Genomic DNA, 25,259 nt, shown 5'->3' on the forward strand with positions numbered 1-25,259 from the left:
CGCCCGGCGTGACCCTTCGCTTTTGCCGCATCCCCTGCTAAGCGCGCGGCCGATATGGCCACCGACCTTTCCCGAATCCGCAACTTTTCGATCATCGCGCACATCGATCATGGCAAGTCGACGCTTGCCGACCGGCTGATCCAGACTACCGGCGGCCTCCAGGCCCGTGAAATGAGCGCGCAGCTTCTCGACAATATGGACATCGAGAAGGAGCGCGGCATCACCATCAAGGCGCAGACCGTGCGCCTCGACTGGAAGGGGCATGTCCTCAATCTGATGGACACGCCGGGGCATGTCGACTTCGCCTATGAAGTCTCGCGCTCGCTGGCGGCGTGCGAAGGCGCGCTGCTCGTCGTCGATGCGGCGCAGGGCGTCGAGGCGCAGACGCTGGCCAATGTCTATCAGTCGATCGAGCATGACCACGAGATCATCCCGGTCATCAACAAGATCGACTTGCCCAGCGCCGAGCCCGAAAAGGTCAAGGCCGAGATCGAGGAGATCATCGGCCTCGACGCGTCGAACGCCGTGCTGGCCAGCGCCAAATCGGGGATCGGTATCGAGGAGATCCTCGACGCGATCGTCGATCGGATTCCGGCACCCAAGGGCGACCCGGACGCGCCCTTGAAGGCGATGCTGGTCGACAGCTGGTACGATCCGTATCTCGGCGTAGTCATCCTCGTCCGCGTCATCGACGGGGTGATCCGCAAGGGCCAGCAGGTCAAGTTCATGGCCGCGGGCACGACCCACCTGGTCGACCGGGTCGGCGCTTTCCGGCCCAAGATCGAGCAACTGCCCGATCTCGGCCCGGGCGAGATCGGTTTCATCACCGCGCAGATCAAGGAGGTCGCCCAGGCCCGCGTCGGCGACACGCTGACCGACGCCAAGCGTCCCGCCGCCGAAGCGCTGCCGGGGTTCAAGGAAGTCCAGCCGGTGGTGTTCTGCGGCCTGTTCCCGGTCGATGCGGCGGACTTCGAGAAACTGCGCGAGAGCATCTCCAAGCTGCGGCTGAACGACGCCAGCTTCTCGTTCGAAATGGAAACTTCGGCAGCCCTTGGCTTCGGTTTCCGCTGCGGCTTCCTCGGCCTTCTACATCTCGAGATCATCCAGGAGCGCCTGACCCGCGAGTACGACCTCGACCTGATCACGACAGCGCCCAGCGTGGTCTATCAGATCGAACTGACGCATGGCGGCGGGCATATCGAACTGCACAACCCGGCCGACATGCCCGATCCGAGCAAGATCGAGACGATCAGCGAGCCGTGGATCCAGGCGGTGATCTATGTGCCCGACGAATATCTCGGCTCGATCCTCAAGCTCTGCCAGGATCGCCGCGGCATCCAGAAGAACCTGACCTATGTCGGCGGACGCGCCCAGGTGACGTATGAATTGCCGCTCAACGAAGTGGTGTTCGACTTTTACGACCGGCTGAAATCGCTGTCGAAGGGCTATGCCAGCTTCGATTACGAACAGATCGGCCATCGCGAGGGCGATCTCGTCAAGATGGGCATCCTCGTCAATGAGGAGCCGGTGGACGCGCTGAGCATGATCGTCCACCGCGCCACCGCCGAGGTGCGCGGACGCGGCATGGTCGAGCGGCTGAAGGAGTTGATCCCGCGCCACCTGTTCAAGATTCCGATCCAGGCGGCGATCGGGGGCAAGGTGATCGCGCGCGAGACGATCAGCGCGATGCGCAAGGACGTGACCGCGAAATGCTATGGCGGCGACGCCACCCGCAAGAAGAAGCTGCTGGAGAAGCAGCGCAAGGGCAAGGCGAAGATGCGCGAGTACGGGAGCGTGAGCATCCCGCAAGAGGCATTCATCGCGGCGCTGCGGATGGGCGAGGAGTAACCATTTGCGGTAAAGCGCATGATGCAAATCAAGCCGCAGCGTATTGGCATTGCAGCCAATATTTTTCCGGCTAAGCATCCTCGCGTGGATCGTCGAGCGCCCAGTTCCGGAGCAGCCGCTTGAGCGCACGCGCTGCGCTTCGTGCGGCGACACGTCCGGAGCATGACCGCGTCGATGTGGCATTCTCCCAATATGATCTGACCAGCCGCGATGGCTATCGCCGCTTCCTGCTGCGCCAGGCTTCGGCGCACCTGCCGGTGGAGCGGGCGCTGGACGCGGTGGGGGTGGAGGCCAGTGTGACCGATTGGCCCGGGCGCCGCCGCAGCGATGCCATCCGCGCCGATCTTGCCGATCTCGGCTGCGATGCGGTGCCGGAGATGCCGTTCGCCGGCTTCGCCACCCTCGCCGAGGCGCTAGGCGGGGCCTATGTGCTCGAAGGCTCGCGGCTGGGCGGGCAGGTGTTGCGCCGCCAGGTAAGCGACGGACTTCCCACGCGATTCCTTGCGCAGGGATCGTCCTTGGCGTGGCGCGCGTTACTGACCGTTCTGGAGACGAAACTAAGGTCGCTGGAGGAGATCGGCGAGGCTGTGACAGGTGCCCGCGCGGTCTTCGCGTGTTTCGAGGCGGCGGCAGGCTGCGAAGTGGAGAAGAACTGAGTGGCCACGGTTACCGAGCCTGTCGACCTGACCAATTGCGATCGCGAACCGATTCATCTGCTGGGAGCGATCCAGCCGATCGGTTTCCTACTGACGGTATCGGAGCAGTGGGTGGTGGAACGCGCTTCCGCCAATCTCTCCAGCTTTCTGGGGGTGACGCCCGAGGAGGCGATCGGCCAGCCGCTGGGCGCGCTGATTGGCGCGCAGGCGGTGCATCATTTCCGCAACCGCATCGCGATGCTGCGCGGCGACGACGCGGTCGAGCGTATCTTCGGCTGTGCGCTGCGCGAGGACCTGATGGCGTTTGATATCGCGCTCCATGTCTCGGATGGGCAGATCGTGATCGAGGCGGAACCGGCATCGGACGAGCATGGCGACGCGACCAATACCGTCCGCTCGATGATCGCGCGGCTCGACATGACCGAGCGCCTCGACAGCTTCCTCAACGAAGGCGCGCGGATGATCCGCGGGCTCACCGGGTTCGATAGGGTGATGGTTTATCGTTTCGATCAGGACGGATCGGGCGAAGTCGCCGCGGAAGCGTGCCGCTCGGGGATCGGCAAGTTCAAGGGGCTGCACTACCCGGCGACCGATATCCCGGCGCAGGCGCGGGTGCTCTACAAGCGTAATCTGCTGCGGGTGATCGCCGATCTGGAGGCGGAGCCGGTGCCGATCGTCTCGGCGGAGCATCGCCGGGGCGAGACGCTCGATCTGTCGCTGTCGATCCTGCGCTCTGTATCGCGTATCCATATCGAATATCTCAAGAATATGGGCGTCGGCGCGTCGATGTCGATCTCGATCGTTGTCGATGACGAGCTATGGGGCCTGTTCGCCTGCCACCATTATGGTCCGCTCAACCCCAGCTTCGAGCGGCGATCGGTATGCGAGCTGTTCGCGCAGATGTTCGCGATGCGGCTGGAGAGCCGGCTGCGCAAGGAGCTGATGGATTTCGAGCGGCGCGCGCGCGACATTTCGGACCAGCTGCTCGGCGCAGTCGCGTCCGACGAGACCTTGCTCAACGATCCCGACTGGCTGGGCGACATTCTGATCACCGCGATCCCCGCCGATGGCGTCGGCGTGTGGATCAACGGTAGCCTGGCGCTGTCGGGCCGGACGCCGCCGGCGAATGGCTTCCGCGAGATCATCGCGCGGCTGCACGAGACTGACACTGGACAGGTCTTCGCGACCGACCAGATCTCGAAGGTCGTGCCCTCCGCCGAGCGTTACGCCTCGACCGCGGCGGGGATGCTGGCGATCCCGCTGTCGCGGACCGCGCGCGATTACGTGGTGCTGTTCCGCTCCGAGGTGATCCATTCGGTGCGCTGGGGCGGGGATCCGCACAAGCCGGTGGAGTATGGCCCTAACGGTCCGCGCCTGACCCCACGCGAGAGCTTCGCCGAATGGAAGGAACTGGTCGAGGGAAAGGCCAAGCCGTTCACCCAATCCGAGTTGCGCGTCGCCGAGACGCTGCGCGCGACGCTGATCGAGGTGGTGCTGCGGCTGGCCGAGGAAGCTACGGTCCAGCGTCAGCAGGCGCATGCGCGCCAGGAATTGCTGATCGCCGAACTCAACCACCGCGTCCGCAACATCCTTGGAGTAATCCGTGGGCTGATCCGCCAGTCCAAGCCGCATGACGGCAGCCTGGAAGGGTTCGTGAAGCTGGTCGATGGCCGCATCCACGCGCTGGCCCGCGCCCATAACCAGATCACCGACGATCATTGGGGCCCGGCGCCGATCCAGACGCTGATCGACGCCGAGGCGGCCGCATTTCTCGCCGATGGTGGCGGTGACCGCATCCATACCAGCGGCGATTTCGTGCTGCTCAATCCGCAGGCCTATTCGACCATGGCGCTGGTGATCCACGAGCTGGTCACCAATTCGGCCAAATATGGCGGCCTTTCCGCCAGCGGCGGTTCGGTGATGATCGACTGGTCGCGCAATGCCGCCGGCGATCTGATCGTCGAATGGCGCGAGCAGGGTGGGCCCAAGGTCAGCACGCCAACGCGCAAGGGCTTCGGCACCACGATCATCGGCCGTTCCGTCCCCTATGATCTGGGTGGCTCGGCCGAGATCATTTTTCCGCCCGAGGGCGTCCACGCGCGTTTCCGGATCCCGGCGCGCCACGTCAGCGAAGCGACGCAGGACCGCACCCCGGTGATCAAATATCCGCGCCCGGCGATCGGCCATCCGACCACGGCGCCCGATCAGGTGCTTGCCGGGCATCGGGCGTTGCTGGTCGAAGACAGCCTGATCATCGCGCTCGACGCCGAGGATGTGCTGTCACGGCTCGGCGCGGACGACATCGCCACGGCGGCGACACTCGATGGCGGGCTCGATGCGGTCGAGAGCTTTCGTCCCAGCGTGGCGATGCTCGACATCAATCTCGGCGACCGCACCAGCTACGCCATTGCCGATCGGCTGGATGAGCTGGGCATCCCGTTCCTGTTCGCATCGGGCTATGGCGAGCAGGCGCAATTACCCGAAAAACATGCCGGCCGCACGATCGTTCAGAAGCCATATACGCTGGAGAATGTCGCGCGGGCGCTGGACGGACTGCTGCGTGACACCGCCCCCGGCGACTAAAGCTGTCGGAGCAGCGCCGCACCTTCGGCGGGCGGCAAAGCCAGCAATGTTTCCCACAGGGCTATGGTGGCCGCACATTGTGCATCGAGGCTGCCCCTGCCGGCCAGCGCTTGGTTGAACACAGGGAGCGCGAGCGAGGCACGGGCGGCTGCCGCCTGCTGGAGCGCCGGTGACATGCTTGCCGGCTTGAGCTCGACCCGGGTCGGATCAAGCAGTACCTTTGCGGCTAGCTGCTGCGTGCGCGACGGGATTTCAGGCGGAAGCAAGCTCCGGTCATAGTCGCCGCCACTGAGGAAGCCGACGCAGGCCGCGCCGCTGTGTTCGCGCAGCGCCTGAGCGCCATCGAGATTGATCCGGAAATATTCGATCAGCGATGGGTCGGGCGCAGTGCGCAATGCCAGACGATAATAGCCATCGACCACGCCCGAAACCGCGATCACAAATGTGCGGGGATCGTCGCCGCGATCATAGGCTTCGTTCCATGTCTTGTGGAGCAACTGGCTGAGTTGCGGATTGCGATCTTCGATGTCGGCGATGCTGAGCCGGTCGCCGAACAGCATTTCCAGCGCCCGATCGATATCGACGCGCTGGTTGGTGAGAGAGCCGGAGGGCGCCTCCAAGCCCGGCGTTGAACTTTTGGGAAGTTGCTGGGCCATCTCCCGCGTCCGGCTTGCGGCGACATAGATCGAGACCGCCGCGGCGATGGTCAGCACGAAGCCGAGCCCGCCTGCGATCCACAGCGGCCGTCGCAGGCGTGCTTCCCAGCGGCGCACTGTTTCCTCCTCGAACAGCCCTTCAAGTTCGGGATAGCGGCGGCGAATCAGGCGCAGGACGTAGCGGACATCGTCCGGGCGGGCTTTCTTGCCGGTGGAGATTTCGCCGGACAGCGCCTGCCACGCCGGATTGAGGGCATGGCCGGGCTGGCGGACCATATCCGCGAAAAGCTGCGACGAATTGGCTGGCGCGGGTCTGGCCATCTCGCGGCGCAGTTCGGCCATCCGCGCGTCGATGGGAGCGAGCCGCGCCCGGTCTTCTTCGGAAAAGAGCGGCAGAACCTCGACGCCGGGATACCAGTAAGTATCGGTGATGTCGGCTCGCTGGCGGACCAGATCGATATATTCGGCGGCGAGCGGATTGCCGGCCTCGGGCGCCATCACGTTGCGGCGATAGCGCTCGGGATCGAAGACCTTTTGGGGGTCGGGGAGGAACAGGATGCGCCGGGGATCGCCGAGCTGGGGCGTGACGTCCAGCAGGCTGCCGTCGGGTCGACGCCACACCGCATGATGCTCGGCCTCGAACCAGCGGCCCGGCCAGCGCCAGATCGCCCAGCCATAGGCCGCTTCGCCGCCGTGCATTTCCGCCTGTCGCACCGAATTGTCGAAGCAATAGGCGACGCGGCCGTGCGGCTGCGGATCGACTGGCACGTAGACTGGAGTGTGCGAAGAAATGGTGGCGCAGAAAGCGAGCGTCGCGGCGTCGATCTCTTCAGGTGGGCCGAGGACCACCGGTGGCGGGTTTTGCTGAGTCGGGCCTTCCATGATTGTGGTGGTGATAGAGGGCCTTGGGGGCTGGGGATAGCGCGTCCATGAATGGGGCGAGCCGCGTGCCCGCTTGCCTTGCCCTTGCCGGCAAAACTGCGTCATATCGGGGAACGGGGCGCGTTCGATTCCGGGTGTGGGTGGAAGGGTAGCCTGACGTGAATTTGATTCCAGACGTGGCGCTCGCCGAGAATACCAGCCAGCGGCTGCCCTGCGTGGTCGTCCTCGATGGCTCGACCTCGATGCAGGGAAACGCGATTCAGGCGCTGAACGACGGCCTCAAACTGCTCGAGAGCGATCTCAAGGCCGACGATGTCGCGCGCCAGCGGGTTCGAATTCTCGTGCTGCGCATCGGCGCACCGCACGATGTCGAGGTCGTCACCGACTGGGTGGATGCCATCGAATTCGAAGCGCCCGAGATCGACGCCAACGGTACCACGCCGCTCGGCGCAGGCGTGCGCCGGGCGCTCGACGAGATCGAAGCCGAAAAGGCGCGGTACCGCGACCATGGCATTCCCTATAATCGCCCCTGGCTGTTCGTGCTCACCGATGGCGAGCCGACCGATCCCGGTTGGGAAGGCGCCGCCGACGAATGCCGTGCGGCGGAAGAGAATGGGCGGGTTTCGGTATTCTGCGTCGGCGTCGGTGAGGCCAATATCGCCAAGCTCGCCCGCTTCAGTCCGCGCCAGCCGCTGGCGCTCAAGGGGCTGGCGTTCCGTGAGTTCTTCCTGTGGCTGAGTCGCAGCGCCCGCGCCGGATCGCAATCGGCGCCGAGTGAGAATATCCAGATGGCCGCGCCCAGCGACTGGGCCGTGATCCCCGGCGGGAGCTGATCGCGTGGCGGCTCCGGCATGGCGGATCGCCGGGGCTTCGGTCACGGGCGCGGTGCACGCGTTTAGCGGTGATGCTTGCCAGGATCGCCACCGCACGCAGGTGACGCCGGGTGGGGCGTTGATCGCCATAGTGTCCGATGGCGCCGGTTCGGCGGTGCATGGCGGCGAAGGCGCGGCGATCCTGTGCGAGCGGGTAACCGCCGCGCTCGCCCGCACGCTGGGACGGGGCAAGCCGAAGGCGTCGCGGGCATTGCTGCGGCGGGGGGTGCGGGCGGTATGCGCCGGGGTTGAGGCGGCGCGGGCGCAGATCTCGGGCGATCTTTCCGATTATCACGCGACTCTGGTCGGCGCGGTGGTGCTGCCAGGCACAGGGGGGCTGTTCTTCCATATCGGCGACGGTGCGGCGCTGGCGGTCGAATTGGAAAGCGGCCGCTGGACGCTTTCGGCTCCGCGTAACGGCGAATATTCCTGCGAGACCTATTTCTTCACCGAGTCCGATTGGCGCAGGCGGCTGCGCTTCAAGCTGATCGAGCCGGGATTCGACACGATATTCGTGATGACAGACGGCGTCACCGATATCGGGCTCAAGAACAGGGGCTCGGGGCCCGAACCGTTCATGCCCTTCTTCGAGCCGATCGGCCGCTTTCTCGCGCAGGCCGGGCGCGCCGAGGGTGAACGGGCGTTGATTGGCACGCTCGACACGCCGGCAGTGCGCGAGCGCTCGAACGACGACAAGACGCTCGTCTGGGCGCAGGCGGTATGAACGAAGCCTATCTCGGGCGCGGCGAGAGCCGGAGGATGTTGCGGCTCGGCAAGCTGCTCGGCGAAGGAGCGTCGGGCAGGGTCTATGCGGCCGGGCAGGGCATGGCGGCTAAGCTCTATCATGACCCAGAAGAAGCGCGGCGCTACGAAGCCAAGATCGAGGCGATGCTCGCCCGCCCGCCCGAGCTGCCGCCGGGGACGCGCAGTGGCTTGACCTATCCGCAGATCGCCTGGCCGGTCGCCAAGCTCCATGATCGCGCCGGCAATTTCATCGGCTTCCTGATGCCCGAGATCGATTTCGGGCGATCGACGAGTCTGGTGAACCTGCTCCAGAAGAACAGCCGTAAGCTGGAGGGGATCAGCGACTATTATGGCTATCGCGTGCTGGTCGCGCGCAATCTGGCGTCGGTGTTCGCCGAACTGCATCGCGCCGGCCACCACATGATCGACATGAAGCCGGCGAATTTGCGTTTCTATCCCGCTGTAAGCTGGATGGCGGTGGTCGATGCCGATGGCTTCAGCATCGCGGGCGTAAATGGCCGCCTGGGCGCGTTCCAACTCAGCGACGAGTATATCGCGCCCGAGAGCTGGAAGCGGAAACCTGCGGAGCTTGGGCTGGAGCAGGATCTGTTCGCGCTGGCGGCGATCATCTTTCAGCTGCTGAACAACGGCGTGCATCCGTTTGCGGGCACGGTGACAGGCAGCGCCGCCACCGATCTCCAGGCGCGGATCGTCGAAGGGCTCTACCCCTATGCCATTGCCCCACGCGCAGGTCTCCGCCCGAGCACCGCGAGCATCCATCGTATGTTTCGCCGCGGTACCCGCGAGATGTTCGATGCGGCCTTCCTGACCACGCGGCGCCCGAGCGCGGGCGAGTGGCGCGACCATCTCGATACGCTGGTGGCACAGCTTACTCCCTGCGCCGCGCATCCGGACGAACATGTGCACTTCGGAGCGGGTTGCGGTTTTTGCGGACATCAGGCCCGGATCGATGCGGTGCGGATAACGCCGCGGCGCGCTGTGCGGGCACGGCCGGCGCCACCGCCGCGCTATGTGCCGCCGGTGCAATATGCGGTTCCGCGGTCTTTCGCGATGCCGTTGCCGCGCAAGCGCCGGTCTTCGGTGGGGTTCGTCGTGCGCAGCTCGTTGCTGGCGGCGGCGGTCGCGGGGCTTGTGGTGGCGTCGGACTGGCTATGGCGGGAGAATCTGGTGCGCCAGGCCAGCGCCGCGACGTTAGCGGCTCCGGCGCCCGGCTTCACCGAACCGCTAGTGCCGATGGCCGAGTGGAGAGACTATCTAACCCTGCCGGCCGGCGAAGCGGCACAGATCGATATGCGAGCCGGGCCGGGCGAACAATATGCGGTGCTGGGCACGATCGGCGCCGCTGATATTCTGACCGGAATCGGCACGGCGGTAGCGAATGATGGGCAGCAATGGCGGCAAGTGACGCGCAACGACGGCACATCGGGCTTCGTGCCCGCCGACATGCTGATCGCCAAGGAGGATGTAATCGCCCAGCTCGAATGCCCGGCAGGCAAGACCTGTGACGATGGGACCATACCTGTCAGCGACTATATGATCGGTATGCGGTACCGCGAATTGTTCGGGCGCGGCGATGCCGGGCGGCGATCGATATTGGAGCGGGGCCAACGCGCATGGGAGGCTGAGCGCGCCGCCTGCAATGCGATGGCGCGGCCGGCACCGTGCCGGATAGCGGCCAATGCGCGGCGACTAGGGGCGCTCGACAATTTGGCGATTGGAGGCCAGCCATGATCGCGCGGCGCGGATTTCTGGCCGGGATTGGCGCGACCGCGTTTGCCGCACGGGCGAGCGCCGCGCCGGCTGCGCCTTTGGTGCTGGCCGCAGCGAGCCTGCAAGAGTCATTAAACGCCGCGGCCGATGCCTGGGCCGCCAAGGGGCATGCCCGGCCGGTCTGCTCGTTCGCGGCGTCGTCGGCGCTGGCGCGGCAGATCGCGGTAGGCGCGGCGGCAGACCTTTTCATCTCGGCGGACGAGCCGTGGATGGACGATGTCGAAAGGCGAGGGCGGATCGTGCCCGGCAGCCGCGCGGCTTTCCTGGGCAACCGGCTGGTGATCGTCGAGACCAAGGGGCTGCGGGGCCGCTACGCCTTCCCGCCCAATGCCGACCTTGCCGAGATGCTTTCGCAAGGCCGTATCGCCGTCGCCGATCCGGATTCGGTGCCGGCGGGGCGTTATGCCAAGGCAGCGATCGAGAAAGCGGGGGCGTGGAAGTCGGTCGAGTCCCGGCTGGTACGCGGCGAAAGCGTGCGCGCGGCGCTGGCGCTGGTCGAGCGCGGCGCGGCGCATCACGGGATCGTCTATGCGACGGACGCCCGTGCATCGAGCAAGGTACAGGTGATCGGAACGATCCCCGCCAATGCCCACCCGCCGATCCGCTATCCGATCGCGCGGCTCAAGGCTTCGACCAGCCCCGATGCCGAGCCGTTGCGGCGGTTTCTCCTCAGCCGTGAGGGCAAGGCGATTTTTCAGCGTTTCGGGTTCATCGCGCTTTGACCCTTACGCCCGAGGAATGGGGAATCGTCGCGCTCTCGCTCAAGGTGGGCGGGGTGGCGGTGCTGGCGTGCCTGCCGGTGGCATTCGCGCTGGCTTACCTGCTTGCGCGGGTGCGGTTCCCGGGGAAGACACTGATCGACGGACTGGTCCATTTACCGCTGGTGGTGCCGCCGGTGGTGACCGGGTGGCTGCTGCTGCTGGCGTTCGCTCCGGAAGGGCCGGTGGGGAGTTGGCTGGAGAGCTGGTTCGGGGTGAGCGTGCTGTTTCGCTGGACCGGCGCGGCGATCGCGGCTGCGGTGATGGCCTTGCCGCTGATGGTCCGCGCGATGCGGCTGTCGATCGAGGCGGTCGACCAGCGGCTCGAACAGGCGGGCCGCACCTTGGGTGCGGGCAAATGGCGGGTGTTTCGCACGATCACTTTGCCGCTGAGCCTGCCGGGCGTGATCGCTGGCGCGGTGCTCGGCTTCGCGCGCGGGTTGGGCGAGTTCGGCGCGACGATCACCTTCGTATCGAATGTGCCCGGTGAGACCGAGACACTGCCGCTCGCCATCTACGCCGCGCTCCAGACTCCGGACGGGGAAGCGATGGTGTTGCGGCTCGCGGCGATCTCCGTGCTGCTTTCGCTTGCCGCGCTGATCGCCTCCGAGTTGATCGCCCGGCGCGTGGGCAGGGGGCTGCATGTCCTTTGACATCGACATCACCAAGCGGATCGGCGATGCCGAGATCGCTTGCCGGATCGAGCCGGGTGAGGGGCTGACCGTGTTGTTCGGCCCATCGGGTGCGGGCAAGACGAGCGTGCTCAACATGGTCGCCGGGCTGATCGTGCCCGAGAGCGGACACGTCCGTGTTGGCGCCCGGACCTTGTTCGACGCTGCTTCCGGCATCGACATGGCGGTGCCGGATCGCCGCGCTGGCTATGTATTTCAGGAAGCGCGGCTTTTCCCGCACCTGCGCGTCCGCGCCAATTTGTTGTACGGACGAAGTGGGGAAGCTTTCGAGTATGACGAAACCGTAGCGCTGCTCGGCATCGGGCATTTGCTCGACCGTTGGCCGCGCACGCTTTCGGGCGGCGAGGCGCGGCGCGTGGCGATCGGGCGAGCATTGCTCTCCGATCCCGCCTTCCTGTTGCTTGACGAGCCGCTCTCCTCGCTCGACCGTGCGCGTCGCGAGGAGATCATGGCGTTGCTCGAGCGGCTGCGCGATGCGTTGCGTCTACCGATCCTGATGGTAACCCACGACCGCGACGAAGCGGCGCGGCTGGGATCGCGGATCGTCGAAATCTAGGCGGAGGCCGCCAAAACCGCGGCCAGCGCCCTGTTGAGCGGGGTCGCTACGCCGTGCTTCTCGCCAAGGCGGACGATCACAAGGTTCCGCGCATCGACTTCGGTGCGCCGGCCGGCCATGCGATCGGCCTGAATCGAATTGACCGATTGCGGATGCGCCAGCGTCGTCCATTTCACCACCTGATCGGCGAGCTTGTCGGGTAGGTCCGCGCCCTCCAGCCGGCCCACGGTGATGCATTCGCGGACCAGCCCGCGCATGACTTCGGCGATGCCTTCGTCATTGGCGACTTCGGCGGGGCGCAGGGTCAGCGCGCTGACGATCCCCGAACAGTTGATCGCCAGCTTGCGCCATGCGGCGGTAACGAAGTCGGGGGTGGTCTGGGCATCGATCACCGTGCCGGCGAACAACGCCGCGAACGCCACCCCATTGGCATCGTCGGGCACATGGATAGTGCCGTTGCGGCGCTGAACGAGGCGGCCCTGCGCGGTGCGTTCGGCGGGGAGATCAATGATCACCGGAACGGTGAGGTCCCGCGACACCTGCGGGAAGCGCTCGCGCTGCTCGACGCCGTTCTGGATTACCGCCAGCCGCGCCTCCGGCCCCATCAGCCCGGGCAGCCAAGCGGCGGCGGATTCGCAATCATAGGTTTTGGTGGTGCACAAAACCCAATCGACCGGCGTCGCGGCGGCGGGATCGGTCAGCACCAGAGGCGTAGCGCGGATCACGCCTTCCTCACGCATCACTTCCAGATCGGTCAACGGGGATCGGGCGCAGACGGTCACATCATGGGTTTGCGCCAGCCACGCCGCCAGCGTCCCGCCGATCGCCCCGGCGCCGATCACCGCGATCCGCATCAGATGCCGCCCAGGTAATCCCGCTTGCCGACCGGCACGCCCCGCATGCGCAACAGCGCATAAGCGGTGGTGATATGAAAATAGAAATTGGGCAGCGCGAAGTCGCGAACATAGCCGCGGCCGGTGAAGCGCAGTTCGTTGTTCGGCAGCTTGACCACGATCTCGGCATTCTCGCGCCCGTCGATTTTTTCGCGCGGCACCGATTTGATGAAATCGACTGTCGCCGCGATCCGCGCCTGAAGTTCGTCGAAGCTCGCTTCGGTATCGGGCATTACGGGAGCTTCGATTCTGGCCAGCCGCGCGATCGCCAGTTTGGCGCCGTCACTGACGCGCTGGATCTGGCTGGTCAGCGGCGCCATATCCTCGAAGATGCGGGCATCCAGCAACGCCTCGCGCGGCACGTCATTTTCGTCCGCCCAGTTTCGGCCCTTCTCCAGGAAAGCGGCCATTGCCGCGAAGCCCCGCAGGAAGGCAGGAACGGTGATGTCATAGAGTTCGGTAGCCATGCGGCGGAGATAGGTTCGCCACCGTCACAAGTCGAGCCTTCCGCAAATGCTCCCGCCGCGCCATGATGCCGGCCATGGATTTCGACGCTTTGCTCCAGCATTATTTCGACACCGACGATCCCGAAGCGATCGAGGCCACACGCTTCGATGACGGCAAGCACAAGCTGGAGATCGATTTCCGCACCGAGCGCGATCCCGGCCGCAAGTTCGCGCTGTGGACGCTGATGGACGCTTTGGGTTTCGCCCCGCCGCCGGCGGAAGCGTTCGAGAAGGATGCGGCGCTGCGGCGGGCGGCTGAGGATTATCTGAGTGCGATATGGAAGCTGGAACGAGGCTGATCTAGTCGCCCGAGGATGATGCCTTTACTTCGGGCAGCGTCGCAAGAAATGCACCGAACGCGGCATTGCCGCCGCCGCCCGGGAAATAGGCGCGGGCGAAGGCGTCGAGCATGCCGGCGTAGACCTGCATCGATCGTTCGGGCGACATCAATGTGCCGCCGAACCGCGAGAGCGTATCGGGCATTTCATATGGCGCGTCGGAAAAGCTCATATGACTGCCGCCACGCACCGCTATCCCCCAGTTCGAGGTGCCGCCGCCCTTACGCAGGAAGTCCCACGGCGCCTTGCCGAGATCGGGCGAGACGTGTGGGCGATCGGGCTTCGCGGAGCGGCTGCCGGTAAGCATGGTCGGTCTGAGGGGGCCGTCGGTGAACGCGGTGGTCGGCTCGACTGCACCCTCGAAATCGGCGCAGGCCGAGACGCGGCGATCCTGTGAGCAGACCTGAACGGCGATGGTGCCGCCCAGCGAATGGCCCGAAGCGAGGATCCGGCCGGCATCAATGCGCAGTCCCCTGGGCAGTTTGCCCCCGCTTGCAAGAAGGCGGTCAATCGTGACGGAGACGTCCTTTGCCCAGGCAGTGACTGCTGGCGACCAGGTCGTGGGGTCTTCATTGTCGAGGGCATGATCCTCACTGGCGAGCAGGAAGCGCCCGTCCGGAAGGCGCGAGACGCCGACATAGGGATGATCGATCACGGCGACGACATAGCCGTGTCCGGCGAGGCCGCTGGCCAGCCGCGCGTAGTTGAACGCGGCTACGCCGGAGCCGGGGGATAGCGTGATCAGGGGAAAGCGTCCGCGCCTGGGCGTGGCCGACGAGAGAGCTGGGCCGTCGCGTGCACCCCATTCGCGCAGGGTTGCGGCTGGCGTGTCGTAATAGCCATCGGCGATCATCCGCGCCAGCAGCACGGCATCAGGGGCGTACTTGCGGGCAATGGCCTTTCCACCGCGAGCGGGTGCCGCGGGATAATAGACATCGACCATCCATTCGCGCTTGAATTCGGGATGGACCGCGTCCTGCCGGGTCGCATCGACCATGTGCAACGAAACCACTCCGACCGGTTCGGCGAGCGCGGGTAGCGCGATCCAGCACAGGATTATCGTCAGAAATCGCGTGATGACCGGCATCAGCCCCTCTTTCGCTGCGTCGAGCGTATCATAGGCCGTACCTGAACCAATGTGAGCGAAATGCCGCCAACGGCCAAGAAAAAGCCGCCGCCCGGCATTCCGGACGGCGGCTCTTCTGTTTCAGCGCCGAGGCATTGAACTAGCGGATCACTCCGCTTCGTTCAGATACTCGCCGGCATCGGCATCGGTGCCGTGGCCGCTCGGGACCACCGCCGCCAGCGCGTCGTCGCCGGTGCCGCCAGCGTCGCGGGCCGAACGGGCCAGTTCGGCTTCATGCTCCTGCGCCGCCGATTCCGGCGTGATCAGCGCAGCCTGCATCGCGCGCTGCGCGACCCGAAGCGCCGCGTCGCGCGAGTTGGCGGTGACGCGCAGACGGTTCATGCCCGCGCCGGTGCCGGCGGGGATAAGACGGCCGACGATCACGTTCTCCTTGAGACCGATCAGCGTATCCTGCTTGCCCTGAACCGCCGCCTCGGTGAGGACGCGGGTGGTCTCCTGGAACGAGGCCGCCGAGATGAAGCTGCGGGTCTGCAGCGACGCCTTGGTGATGCCGAGCAGGATCGGCTTGCCCTGTGCGGGAGCCTGCTTCTTGTCCAGCTTCTCGTTGACCTCGTCCATCTCCTTGCGGTCGAGCTGCTCGCCGACGAGGAGAGTGGTGTCGCCGGACTCAGTGATCTCGACCTTCTGCAGCATCTGGCGAACAATCACCTCGATGTGCTTGTCGTTGATCTTCACGCCCTGGAGTCGATAGACTTCCTGGATTTCCGAGACGAGATATTCCGCGAGCGGCTCGATGCCGAGCACCTCGAGAATGTCGTGCGGATCGGGCGAACCGCCGATCAGGTTGTCGCCACGCTTGACGTAGTCGCCTTCCTGAACGTCAATCACCTTCGACTTCGGGATCAGATACTCCACGACCTCGCCGCCGTCCTCGGGCTGGATGCCGATCTTGCGCTTGGCCTTGTAGTCCTTGCCGAAGATGACGCGGCCCGAGACCTTCGCGATGATCGCGTTTTCCTTGGGCTTGCGCGCTTCAAACAGCTCGGCGACGCGCGGCAGACCGCCGGTGATGTCGCGGGTCTTGGCGGACTCGCGAGCGACACGGGCGAGAACGTCACCGGCCTGGACCTGCGCGCCGTCTTCGACCGAGAGCACCGCGCCCGGCGAGAGCATGTAGCGGCCAGCCTCCTCGGCGCTTTCGCCGGTGAGGGTCAGGCGCGGACGGAGATCCTCCTTCTTGGCCGAGACGCCACGGTTTTCGGTGACGACGCGCTGGGTGATACCCGTCGCTTCGTCGGCCTGTTCCGTCATCGTCTTGCCTTCGATGAGGTCGACATACTTCACGGTGCCGGGGTTCTCGGTGATCACCGGCATGGTGAACGGATCCCATTCGGCCATGCGATCGCCCTGCGAGACGACGTGGCCATCGTCGAACAGCACGTACGAGCCATACGGAATGCGGTGCACCGCCAGCTCGCGGCCGTCCATATCGACGATCGCCAGCTCGGCCGAACGCGAGGTCACCACGCGGCGGCCACGCTGATCGACGATCATGCGGACATCGCGGAATTCGACGGTGCCGTCCGACGTCGCCTCGAGGTTCGAGGTTTCGTTGAGCTGCGCCGCGCCGCCGATGTGGAAGGTACGCATGGTCAGCTGCGTGCCCGGTTCGCCGATCGACTGCGCCGCGATGACGCCGACGGCCTCGCCGATGTTCACCGGGGTACCGCGGGCGAGATCGCGCCCATAGCACTTGCCGCACACGCCGATCTTAGCTTCGCAGACGAGCGGACTGCGAATCTTCATGCCCTGAGTGCCCAGCGCCTCAATCTGCGTGATCATCGCCTCGTCGAGCAGGGTGCCCGTCGGGATGACGACCTTGCCGTCCTTGTCGAGCACGTCCTCGGCCGTGGTGCGGCCCAGGATACGCTCGCCGAGCGAGGCGATGGTCGAACCGCCCTGCACGATCGCCTTCATCTCCAGCGCGCGCTCGGTACCGCAATCATCTTCCATGATGACGCAGTCCTGCGACACGTCGACGAGGCGGCGGGTCAGGTAGCCCGAGTTCGCCGTCTTGAGCGCCGTATCGGCCAGGCCCTTGCGGGCGCCGTGGGTCGAGTTGAAATATTCGAGGACGGTAAGACCTTCCTTGAAGTTCGAGATGATCGGCGTCTCGATGATCTCGCCCGAAGGCTTGGCCATCAGGCCGCGCATGCCGGCGAGCTGCTTGATCTGCGCCTGCGAACCGCGGGCACCCGAGTGGGCCATCATGTAGATCGCGTTGATCGGCTTCTCGCGGCCGGCATTAGCGCCGTCCTCGTAGCGGCGAACCGCCTTGATCTCGTCCATCATCGCGGAGGCAACGCGGTCACCGCAGCCCGACCAGGCGTCGATCACCTTGTTGTACTTCTCCTGATGCGTGATCAGGCCGTCCTGATACTGCTGCTCGAAGTCCTTCACCAGGGCGCGGGTCTCGTCGACCAGTGCTTCCTTGGCGTCCGGAATGATCATGTCGTCCTTGCCGAACGAGATACCGGCGCGGAACGCGTGGCGGAAGCCCAGCGCCATGATCGCGTCGGCGAACAGCACGGTCTCCTTCTGGCCGGTATGGCGATAGACCTCGTCGATCACATCGCCCACATCCTTCTTGGTGAGGAGGCGGTTGACGGTCTCGAACGGAACGCGGTGCGACTTGGGCAGGGTTTCGCCCAGCAGCATGCGGCCCGGGGTCGTCTCGTAGCGCTTGAGGTAGGTCTTGCCATCCTCATCGGTCTGCGGGACGCGCGAGGTGATCTTGGTGTGCAGCGTCACGGCACCGGCGTCGAGCGCCTGATGCACTTCGGCCATGTCGCCCAGGATCATGCCTTCGCCCGGCTCGCCGGTCTTTTCCATCGACAGATAATAGAGACCCAGCACCATGTCCTGCGAAGGCACGATGATCGGCTTGCCGTTGGCGGGCGAGAGGATGTTGTTGGTCGACATCATCAGCACGCGCGCTTCGAGCTGGGCCTCCAGGCTCAGCGGAACGTGGACGGCCATCTGGTCACCATCGAAGTCGGCGTTGAACGCCGAGCAGACCAGCGGATGAAGCTGGATTGCCTTGCCTTCGATCAGCACCGGCTCGAACGCCTGAATGCCGAGGCGGTGGAGCGTCGGCGCGCGGTTCAGCAGGACCGGGTGCTCGCGAATGACTTCGTCGAGGATGTCCCAGACCTCCTTGCGTTCCTTTTCGACCCACTTCTTCGCCTGCTTGAGGGTCATCGACAGACCCTTGGCGTCGAGGCGCGCGTAGATGAAGGGCTTGAACAGTTCGAGCGCCATCTTCTTCGGCAGGCCGCACTGGTGCAGCTTGAGTTCCGGCCCGGTCACGATGACCGAACGGCCCGAATAGTCGACGCGCTTGCCGAGCAGGTTCTGGCGGAAGCGGCCCTGCTTGCCCTTGAGCATGTCGGATAGCGACTTGAGCGGACGCTTGTTGGCGCCGGTGATCGTGCGGCCGCGGCGACCGTTGTCGAACAGCGCGTCAACAGCTTCCTGCAGCATGCGCTTTTCGTTGCGGACGATGATGTCCGGCGCGCGCAGTTCCATCAGCCGCTTCAGGCGGTTGTTGCGGTTGATGACGCGGCGATAGAGATCGTTGAGATCCGAGGTCGCGAAACGGCCGCCGTCCAGCGGCACCAGCGGGCGCAGTTCGGGCGGAATGACCGGCACGACGTCCAGGATCATCCATTCCGGGCGGTTGCCGGATTCGAGGAAGCTCTCGACGACCTTCAGCCGCTTGATGATCTTCTTGGGCTTGAGCTCCGACTTGGTGGTCGCGAGTTCTTCCAGAAGGTCACGCTTCTCGCCTTCGAGGTCGAGATCCATGAGCATGATCTTGACCGCCTCAGCGCCGATGCCGGCCGAGAAGGCATCTTCGCCATATTGGTCCTGCGCGTCGAGCAGTTCGTCCTCGGTGAGGAGCTGGAACTTCTCGAGCGGTGTCAGGCCCGGCTCGGTGACGATGTAGCTCTCGAAATACAGCACACGCTCAAGCTGCTTGAGCTGCATGTCGAGCAGCAGGCCGATGCGGCTCGGCAGCGACTTGAGGAACCAGATGTGCGCGACCGGGGCGGCGAGCTCGATATGGCCCATGCGCTCACGGCGGACCTTCGAGACGGTAACCTCGACGCCGCACTTTTCGCAGACGATGCCCTTGTACTTCATGCGCTTGTACTTGCCGCACAGGCACTCGTAATCCTTGATCGGACCGAAGATGCGCGCGCAGAACAGGCCGTCACGCTCGGGCTTGAACGTGCGATAGTTGATGGTTTCCGGCTTCTTGATCTCGCCGAACGACCACGAACGGATGCGATCCGGCGAGGCGATACCGATCTGGATCTGGTCGAAGGTCTCCGGTTTGGCCACCGGGTTCGCGAAGTTGGTCAGTTCGTTCATTTCTTTTTCCTCTTGGGAGGACAAATCTCTGGGGAAAGGGGAACAAGCAAGCGCCTAGATCGGCGTCCGCCCGAACCTTATTCCGCCGCGATCGCGATGCCGTCCGAATCCTCGCCGGGTTCGTCGTTCTTCAGTTCGACGTTGAGACCCAGCGAGCGCATTTCCTTGACGAGCACGTTGAAGCTCTCCGGGATGCCGGCCTCGAAGGTGTCGTCGCCCTTGACGATCGCCTCATAGACCTTGGTGCGGCCGACCACGTCGTCCGACTTCACCGTCAGCATCTCCTGCAGGGTGTAGGCGGCGCCATAGGCCTGAAGCGCCCAGACCTCCATTTCGCCGAAGCGCTGGCCACCGAACTGCGCCTTGCCGCCCAGCGGCTGCTGGGTGACGAGGCTGTAGGGGCCGATCGAACGCGCGTGGATCTTGTCGTCGACCAGGTGATGGAGCTTCAGCATGTAGATGATGCCCACGGTCACCTTGCGATCGAACTGATCGCCGGTGCGGCCATCGAACAGGTCCGACTGGCCCGACGTGTCGAGACCCGCCAGCGACAGCATGTCGGAAACGTCGGCCTCACGCGCGCCGTCGAACACCGGGGTGGCCATCGGCACACCGGGCTTCAGGTTCTGCGCGAGCTCGACGATCTGATCGGCGTTCCGCGCCTCGATCTCGGCGACGTAATGATCGCCATAGACTTCCTTGAGGCGCGACTTGACCGCATCCGGCATCTCGCCGCCCTTCGCATCGGGGTTGGCGAGGCGCCAATCCTCGAGCGCGGTGCCGATCTGCTGGCCGAGCTGACGCGCGGCCCAGCCGAGATGGGTCTCGAAGATCTGCCCGACGTTCATGCGCGACGGCACGCCCAGCGGATTGAGCACGAGATCGACCGGCGTCCCGTCGGCGAGGAATGGCATGTCCTCGGCCGGCAGGATGCGTGAGATGACACCCTTGTTGCCGTGACGGCCGGCCATCTTGTCGCCGGGCTGCAGCTTGCGCTTCACCGCGACGAAGACCTTGACCATCTTGAGCACGCCTGGCGGCAGCTCGTCACCACGCTCCAGCTTCTCGCGGCGGTCGTGGAACTTCTCGGTGATGCGCTTCACGGCCTCGTCATACTGGCCCTTCACCGCTTCGAGGTTCGACTGCATCGCATCGTCAGCGACCGCGAACTTCCACCACTCGTGACGATCGACGCTGTCGAGCAGGTCCGCATCGATCACGGCGCCCTTCTTCAGGCCCTTGGGCGTGGCGGTCGCGGTCTGGCCGATCAGCATCTCCTTCAGACGCGACCAGGTGGCGCGGTTGAGGATGTTGCGCTCGTCGTCCGAGTCCTTCTTGAGGCGCTCGATCTCTTCGCGCTCGATCGCCATCGCGCGCTCGTCCTTGTCGATGCCGTGGCGGTTGAAGACGCGAACGTCGACAACGGTGCCCGACACGCCGGGGGGCAGGCGAAGCGAAGTGTCGCGAACGTCCGAAGCCTTTTCACCGAAGATGGCGCGGAGGAGCTTTTCTTCCGGCGTCATCGGGCTTTCGCCCTTCGGTGTGATCTTGCCGGCGAGAATGTCGCCCGGCTCGACCTCGGCGCCGATATAGACGATGCCGGCCTCGTCGAGGTTGCGGAGCGCTTCCTCGCCGACGTTGGGGATATCGCGGGTGATGTCCTCGGGCCCGAGCTTGGTGTCACGGGCCATGACCTCGAACTCGTCGATATGGATCGACGTGAAGACGTCGTCCTTGACGATGCGCTCGGAGATCAGGATCGAGTCTTCGTAGTTGTAGCCGTTCCAGGGCATAAACGCGACGAGCGCGTTGCGGCCCAGCGCCAGCTCGCCGAACTCCGTCGAGGGACCATCGGCCAGTACGTCGCCGGCATTCACGAATTCGCCGACCTTCACCAGCGGACGCTGGTTGATGCAGGTCGACTGGTTCGAGCGCTGGAACTTCATCAGCGTATAGATATCGACGCCCGATTCACCGGCCGCGACCTCACCGGTCGCGCGGATGACGATGCGTGCGGCATCGACCTGATCGACCACGCCCGAGCGGCGCGCCGAGATGGCGGCCCCGGAATCGCGGGCGACGGTTTCTTCCATGCCGGTGCCGACGAACGGCGCTTCGGCACGGACCAGCGGCACGGCCTGGCGCTGCATGTTCGAACCCATCAGCGCGCGGTTGGCGTCGTCGTTTTCCAGGAACGGAATAAGCGATGCCGCGACCGAGACGAGCTGCTTCGGCGACACGTCCATCAGGGTGATGTTGTCGGGGATCGCCATCAGGAATTCGCCCGCCTGACGCGACGAGACCAGATCCTCGACAAAGCGGCCGTCGGCATCGAGCTCAGCGTTGGCCTGCGCGATGGTGTGCTTGGCCTCTTCCATCGCCGACAGATAGACGACTTCGTCGGTGACCTTATGGTCGATAACGCGGCGGTACGGCGTCTCGATGAAGCCGTACTTGTTGACGCGGCTGAACGAGGCAAGGCTGTTGATCAGGCCGATGTTCGGGCCTTCCGGCGTCTCGATCGGGCAGATGCGGCCATAATGGGTCGGGTGAACGTCGCGGACTTCGAAGCCGGCGCGCTCACGCGTGAGACCGCCCGGTCCGAGCGCCGACACGCGGCGCTTGTGGGTGACTTCCGAGAGCGGATTGGTCTGGTCCATGAACTGCGAAAGCTGCGACGAGCCGAAGAACTCGCGGACGGCCGCAACCGCCGGCTTGGCGTTGATCAGGTCGTTCGGCATCACCGTCGAGACGTCGACCGACGACATGCGCTCCTTCACGGCGCGCTCCATGCGGAGCAGGCCGACGCGGTACTGGTTCTCGAGCAGCTCGCCGACCGAACGGACGCGGCGGTTGCCGAGATTATCGATGTCGTCGACTTCGCCCTTGCCGTCCTTGAGATCGACGAGGGTCTTGACCACGGCGAGGATATCCTCGGTGCGCAGCGTCGTGACGGTGTCCTCAACGTCGAGGTCGAGGCGCATGTTGAGCTTGACGCGGCCAACAGCCGACAGATCGTAGCGCTCCGGGTCGAAGAACAGGCCGCCGAACAGCGCTTCCGCGGTCTCAAGCGTCGGCGGTTCGCCAGGGCGCATGACGCGGTAGATGTCGGACAGAGCCTGCTCGCGCTCCTCGGCCTTGTCGACGGCGAGGGTATTGCGGATCCAAGGACCGGTCGAGATGTGATCGATGTCGAGCAGCTCAAGCCGCTCGATGCCGGCGGCGTCGAGCTTTTCGAGGTTCTCGGCCGACACTTCGTCACCGGCCTCGATATAAATCTCGCCGGTCGACTCGTTGATCAGGTCATAGGCGCTGTAGCGGCCGAAGATTTCCTCGGTCGGGATCAGCAGCGTCTCGAGACCGTCCTTCTGCGCCTTGTTGGCGGCGCGGGGGCTGATCTTGGTGCCGGCGGCGAAGATCACTTCACCCGACTTGGCGTCGACGATGTCGAACATCGGCTTGGCGCCGCGCCAGTTCTCGGCGGCGAACGGAATCTGCCAGCCGTTCGGGCCGCGGACATAGGTCACGCGGTTGTAGAAATAATTGAGGATGTCCTCGCCGTTCAGGCCCAGCGCATAGAGGAGCGTGGTCACCGGCAGCTTGCGCTTGCGGTCGATACGGACGTTGACGATGTCCTTGGCGTCGAACTCGAAATCGAGCCACGAGCCGCGATACGGGATCACGCGCGCCGCGAAGAGATATTTGCCCGAAGCGTGGGTCTTGCCGCGATCGTGATCGAACAGCACGCCCGGCGAACGGTGCATCTGGCTGACGATGACGCGCTCGGTGCCGTTGATGAAGAAGGTACCGTTGCCCGTCATCAGGGGCATGTCGCCCATGTAAACGTCCTGCTCCTTGATATCGAGGACCGAGCGGGCTTCCGTATCGGGATCCACCTCGAACACGATCAGGCGCAGGGTAACGCGCATCGGGGCCGCGTAGGTGATGCCGCGCTGACGGCATTCCTCGACGTCGAACTTGGGATCTTCGAGCTCATAGGTGACGAAGTCGAGCTCGGCGGTGCCGGCGAAGTCACGGATCGGGAACACCGAGCGCAGCGTCTTTTCCAGGCCCGAGACATAGCCGATCGAGGGATCGCTCCGCAGGAACTGTTCGTAGGATTCGCGCTGAACCTCGATCAGGTTCGGCATCTGCACCACTTCGTGGATGTTGCCGAACACCTTGCGGATGCGGCGCTTCATCGTGCCGCTTTCGATCGCCTTGGTAGCCATGTGTGTTTGTGCCTCGTCAGCCGTAGTGTTGCCCATGCCGGAGCGGGGCGTAATTTCGGTGCCCCTTCATCGGGGCCGGGACGTGCGAAAGGACGCGAAAAAGCCGCGCGACTTCCTGTTCGGAATTCGGCAGCTCCAGCGTCCTTATAGATCCCCAGCACCAATACGATCGACCCGCTGCGCGACGGCAAGTCATTTCCCGGTGCTGTGGTGTGGGTGCGCATATAGGGGCGCTGTAGGAAAGTGTCAAACCGGGCGGGGAACTATTTGACGGTTGGATCGTGGTTCCCGGACGGCGCTGAACCGCGGATTAATGCGGGCTTTTCGTCGCTTTGCGCCAACGGTTCGGCGCAGATGGCGGTGCCGAAACCGGGTTCCACTCATTGAACCTGCGATATGACGAAGAAGCTCACAATCCGCCCCCGCGCCGCACTGTTTATCGGTGCCGCGTTCCTTGCAACCCCTGCTTTCGCGCAAGATGCGCCGGCTGCACAGACGGTGACGCCGCCGCCTATCATGGTGACCCCGGCGCCGGCACCCCAAGCCCCCGCCCAGCGTGTGATCGTGATCCAGCCGGCCTCGCCGGTGGTGCAGGCCGTGCCGGAGACTCCGGCGACTGCGCCAGCCGCAGCGCCGGCGCGCACGACCACTACCGCAACGACGACGCATACCACCCGCGCAGCTGCCACACAGACTCGGGCTCCGGCTGCGGCCGCGCAGGCTCCGGCCGCCGCACCGGCAACGGCTCCGGCGTCTGAAACGCCAGCCGCGCCGGTTGCCGCCGCGCCTGAGGCGACGACTCCGCCGCCGCTGATCGAGACTCAACCCGAAGCCGCTACCGCGCCGGAGGTCGTCACTACCACCGAGACCAGCCGTAGCGGCGTCGCCTGGCCGTGGCTGCTCGGCGGTATCGCGCTGGTGATCGCCGGCATCGCCGCCGCGCTGCTGATGCGCCGCCGCGATCCCGAATATGTCGAGCAGGTTCATAGCGAACCGGCGGTGGTGCCGGTCGCGGCTCCCGCGGAGCACTATGCTGCACCGGCGCCCGAAGCGCGCATTGCCGAGCCTGAGCCGGCCTTTGCCGGCCTGCCGCCGGCGATCCCGCTGGCCGAACCCGAGGTGCGCGAGGCACAGGCCGCTGCGGTGGCGACCGCCGAGGACGTCTCGGTCAGCGAGCCGGCCAGGGATGACCTTGCCGGTGTCATCGACGGCGCCGCCCCGGTCTCGCGCCGGCCATGGATCGAACTCGGCATGCGCCCGGTTCGCGCCGGCACCAACCAGGAAGACGCAGTCGTCGATTTCGAGCTGACCGTCGGCAATTCCGGCGACACCGCCGCCAAGGATGTTCGCATCTCGACCTTCATGCTCGCCGATGCAGGCAGCGAGAGCGAGATGGAGGCGTTGCTCACCGGGCATCGCGACGACAGCGCCGTACCGCCGGTGACGATCGAGCCGGGCGAGGGCACGCGGATCGACGCCCACCTTGCCGCTTCGAAGGAAGAGCTTGGCCGCACCTTCAACCCGGTGATCGTTGCCGAAGCGCGCTACACGCTTCCCGATGGCAGCCAGGGCCGCACCTCGGCCGCGTTCAAGGTCGGCGCCGCATCGGAAACCGGCGTGCGTCCGCTCTCGGCGAGCCGCCCGTTCGTGACCGAGACGGTCGAGGCCGAATTGTTCGGCGTTCCCGAGCACGCCTGATCCTCGCACAAGGGGGCGACGGGCCCGCTC

At 65.2% G+C, this 25,259-nt stretch carries 17 protein-coding genes; 11 read left to right on the plus strand and 6 right to left on the minus strand.

The window, feature by feature from the left end; translation table 11 throughout:
- Positions 1–54 precede the first annotated feature (54 nt).
- The 3 genes from lepA to KF730_RS06010 all read left to right on the plus strand — a co-directional run bounded on the left by lepA (position 55) and on the right by KF730_RS06010 (position 5,087).
- Positions 55–1,848, plus strand: coding sequence for a translation elongation factor 4 (lepA, locus tag KF730_RS06000; protein ID WP_294092937.1), 1,794 nt, complete (start codon positions 55–57; stop codon positions 1,846–1,848).
- 119 nt (positions 1,849–1,967) lie between these two features.
- On the plus strand, positions 1,968–2,504 hold the full coding sequence (locus KF730_RS06005; RefSeq protein WP_294092938.1) for a biliverdin-producing heme oxygenase: 537 nt from the start codon (positions 1,968–1,970) through the stop codon (positions 2,502–2,504).
- Positions 2,505–5,087, plus strand: a complete 2,583-nt coding sequence (locus KF730_RS06010; RefSeq protein ID WP_294092940.1) for an HWE histidine kinase domain-containing protein — start codon at positions 2,505–2,507, stop codon at positions 5,085–5,087. It begins immediately after the preceding gene.
- Here the strand turns inward: KF730_RS06010 and KF730_RS06015 are convergent.
- Positions 5,084–6,511, minus strand: a complete 1,428-nt coding sequence (locus KF730_RS06015; protein ID WP_294092942.1) for a hypothetical protein — start codon at positions 6,509–6,511, stop codon at positions 5,084–5,086. The genes KF730_RS06010 and KF730_RS06015 overlap by 4 nt on opposite strands.
- A 272-nt stretch (positions 6,512–6,783) precedes the next feature.
- Between KF730_RS06015 and KF730_RS06020 the strand changes: the two genes are divergently transcribed.
- The 6 genes from KF730_RS06020 to KF730_RS06045 are packed head-to-tail and all read left to right on the plus strand — an operon-like array spanning position 6,784 to position 12,038.
- The gene (locus tag KF730_RS06020) at positions 6,784–7,458 is read left to right on the plus strand and encodes a VWA domain-containing protein (protein WP_294092943.1); all 675 of its coding nucleotides are present in this window, start codon (positions 6,784–6,786) and stop codon (positions 7,456–7,458) included.
- A 4-nt stretch (positions 7,459–7,462) separates the two neighbouring features.
- On the plus strand, positions 7,463–8,221 hold the full coding sequence (locus KF730_RS06025) for a PP2C family serine/threonine-protein phosphatase (protein ID WP_294092945.1): 759 nt from the start codon (positions 7,463–7,465) through the stop codon (positions 8,219–8,221).
- Positions 8,218–9,993: a hypothetical protein gene (locus tag KF730_RS06030; RefSeq protein ID WP_294092947.1), complete on the plus strand. Its 1,776-nt coding sequence runs from the start codon at positions 8,218–8,220 to the stop codon at positions 9,991–9,993. The genes KF730_RS06025 and KF730_RS06030 overlap by 4 nt, the downstream gene beginning before the upstream one ends.
- Positions 9,990–10,754, plus strand: a complete 765-nt coding sequence (modA, locus tag KF730_RS06035) for a molybdate ABC transporter substrate-binding protein (RefSeq protein ID WP_294092948.1) — start codon at positions 9,990–9,992, stop codon at positions 10,752–10,754. Before KF730_RS06030 ends, modA begins: the two co-directional genes overlap by 4 nt.
- Entirely contained in the window at positions 10,751–11,443 is a 693-nt protein-coding gene (gene modB / locus KF730_RS06040) for a molybdate ABC transporter permease subunit (protein ID WP_294092950.1), read from the plus strand. The genes modA and modB overlap by 4 nt, the downstream gene beginning before the upstream one ends.
- The gene (locus tag KF730_RS06045) at positions 11,433–12,038 is read left to right on the plus strand and encodes an ATP-binding cassette domain-containing protein (protein ID WP_294092952.1); all 606 of its coding nucleotides are present in this window, start codon (positions 11,433–11,435) and stop codon (positions 12,036–12,038) included. The genes modB and KF730_RS06045 overlap by 11 nt, the downstream gene beginning before the upstream one ends.
- Here KF730_RS06045 and KF730_RS06050 read toward each other — a convergent pair.
- Together KF730_RS06050 and KF730_RS06055 are read right to left on the minus strand one after the other, a co-directional pair.
- Positions 12,035–12,892 carry a 2-dehydropantoate 2-reductase gene (locus tag KF730_RS06050; RefSeq protein WP_294092954.1) on the minus strand — a complete coding sequence of 286 codons (858 nt, stop codon included), beginning with the start codon at positions 12,890–12,892 and terminating at the stop codon, positions 12,035–12,037. The two genes, KF730_RS06045 and KF730_RS06050, sit on opposite strands and share 4 nt — an antisense overlap.
- Positions 12,892–13,398, minus strand: coding sequence for a DUF1993 domain-containing protein (locus tag KF730_RS06055; protein ID WP_294092956.1), 507 nt, complete (start codon positions 13,396–13,398; stop codon positions 12,892–12,894). The genes KF730_RS06050 and KF730_RS06055 overlap by 1 nt, the downstream gene beginning before the upstream one ends.
- A gap of 74 nt (positions 13,399–13,472) precedes the next feature.
- On the opposite strand from KF730_RS06055, the gene KF730_RS06060 reads away from it, so the two are divergent.
- Positions 13,473–13,736 (plus strand): hypothetical protein, encoded by a 264-nt coding sequence (locus tag KF730_RS06060; protein ID WP_294092957.1) that lies wholly within the window; start codon positions 13,473–13,475, stop codon positions 13,734–13,736.
- A gap of 1 nt (position 13,737) precedes the next feature.
- Here KF730_RS06060 and KF730_RS06065 read toward each other — a convergent pair whose 3' ends face one another.
- The 3 genes from KF730_RS06065 to rpoB form a co-directional block, all read right to left on the minus strand.
- Positions 13,738–14,862, minus strand: a complete 1,125-nt coding sequence (locus tag KF730_RS06065) for a hypothetical protein (protein WP_294092958.1) — start codon at positions 14,860–14,862, stop codon at positions 13,738–13,740.
- 147 nt (positions 14,863–15,009) lie between these two features.
- Positions 15,010–19,299: a DNA-directed RNA polymerase subunit beta' gene (gene rpoC, locus KF730_RS06070; RefSeq protein ID WP_294092959.1), complete on the minus strand. Its 4,290-nt coding sequence runs from the start codon at positions 19,297–19,299 to the stop codon at positions 15,010–15,012.
- Positions 19,300–19,376: 77 nt separating this feature from the next.
- Positions 19,377–23,531, minus strand: a complete 4,155-nt coding sequence (gene rpoB / locus KF730_RS06075; protein ID WP_294092961.1) for a DNA-directed RNA polymerase subunit beta — start codon at positions 23,529–23,531, stop codon at positions 19,377–19,379.
- Positions 23,532–23,927: 396 nt separating this feature from the next.
- On the opposite strand from rpoB, the gene KF730_RS06080 reads away from it, so the two are divergent.
- Entirely contained in the window at positions 23,928–25,229 is a 1,302-nt protein-coding gene (locus KF730_RS06080) for a hypothetical protein (RefSeq protein WP_294092963.1), read from the plus strand.
- The last annotated feature ends 30 nt before the right edge of the window (positions 25,230–25,259 follow it).

It is taken from the genome of Sphingomonas sp. (assembly GCF_019635515.1).
GTDB lineage: Bacteria > Pseudomonadota > Alphaproteobacteria > Sphingomonadales > Sphingomonadaceae > Sphingomonas.

Bases quoted from the DNA above. Each gene is read 5' to 3' on its own strand.
- KF730_RS06055 (WP_294092956.1), bottom strand. From the start codon at position 13,398: ATGGCTACCGAACTCTATGACATCACCGTTCCTGCCTTCCTGCGGGGC.
- rpoC (WP_294092959.1), bottom strand. From the start codon at position 19,299: ATGAACGAACTGACCAACTTCGCGAACCCGGTGGCCAAACCGGAGACC.
- KF730_RS06030 (WP_294092947.1), top strand. From the start codon at position 8,218: ATGAACGAAGCCTATCTCGGGCGCGGCGAGAGCCGGAGGATGTTGCGG.
- modA (WP_294092948.1), top strand. From the start codon at position 9,990: ATGATCGCGCGGCGCGGATTTCTGGCCGGGATTGGCGCGACCGCGTTT.
- KF730_RS06065 (WP_294092958.1), bottom strand. From the start codon at position 14,862: ATGCCGGTCATCACGCGATTTCTGACGATAATCCTGTGCTGGATCGCG.
- KF730_RS06050 (WP_294092954.1), bottom strand. From the start codon at position 12,892: ATGCGGATCGCGGTGATCGGCGCCGGGGCGATCGGCGGGACGCTGGCG.
- lepA (WP_294092937.1), top strand. From the start codon at position 55: ATGGCCACCGACCTTTCCCGAATCCGCAACTTTTCGATCATCGCGCAC.
- KF730_RS06080 (WP_294092963.1), top strand. From the start codon at position 23,928: ATGACGAAGAAGCTCACAATCCGCCCCCGCGCCGCACTGTTTATCGGT.
- KF730_RS06060 (WP_294092957.1), top strand. From the start codon at position 13,473: ATGGATTTCGACGCTTTGCTCCAGCATTATTTCGACACCGACGATCCC.
- KF730_RS06045 (WP_294092952.1), top strand. From the start codon at position 11,433: ATGTCCTTTGACATCGACATCACCAAGCGGATCGGCGATGCCGAGATC.
- rpoB (WP_294092961.1), bottom strand. From the start codon at position 23,531: ATGGCTACCAAGGCGATCGAAAGCGGCACGATGAAGCGCCGCATCCGC.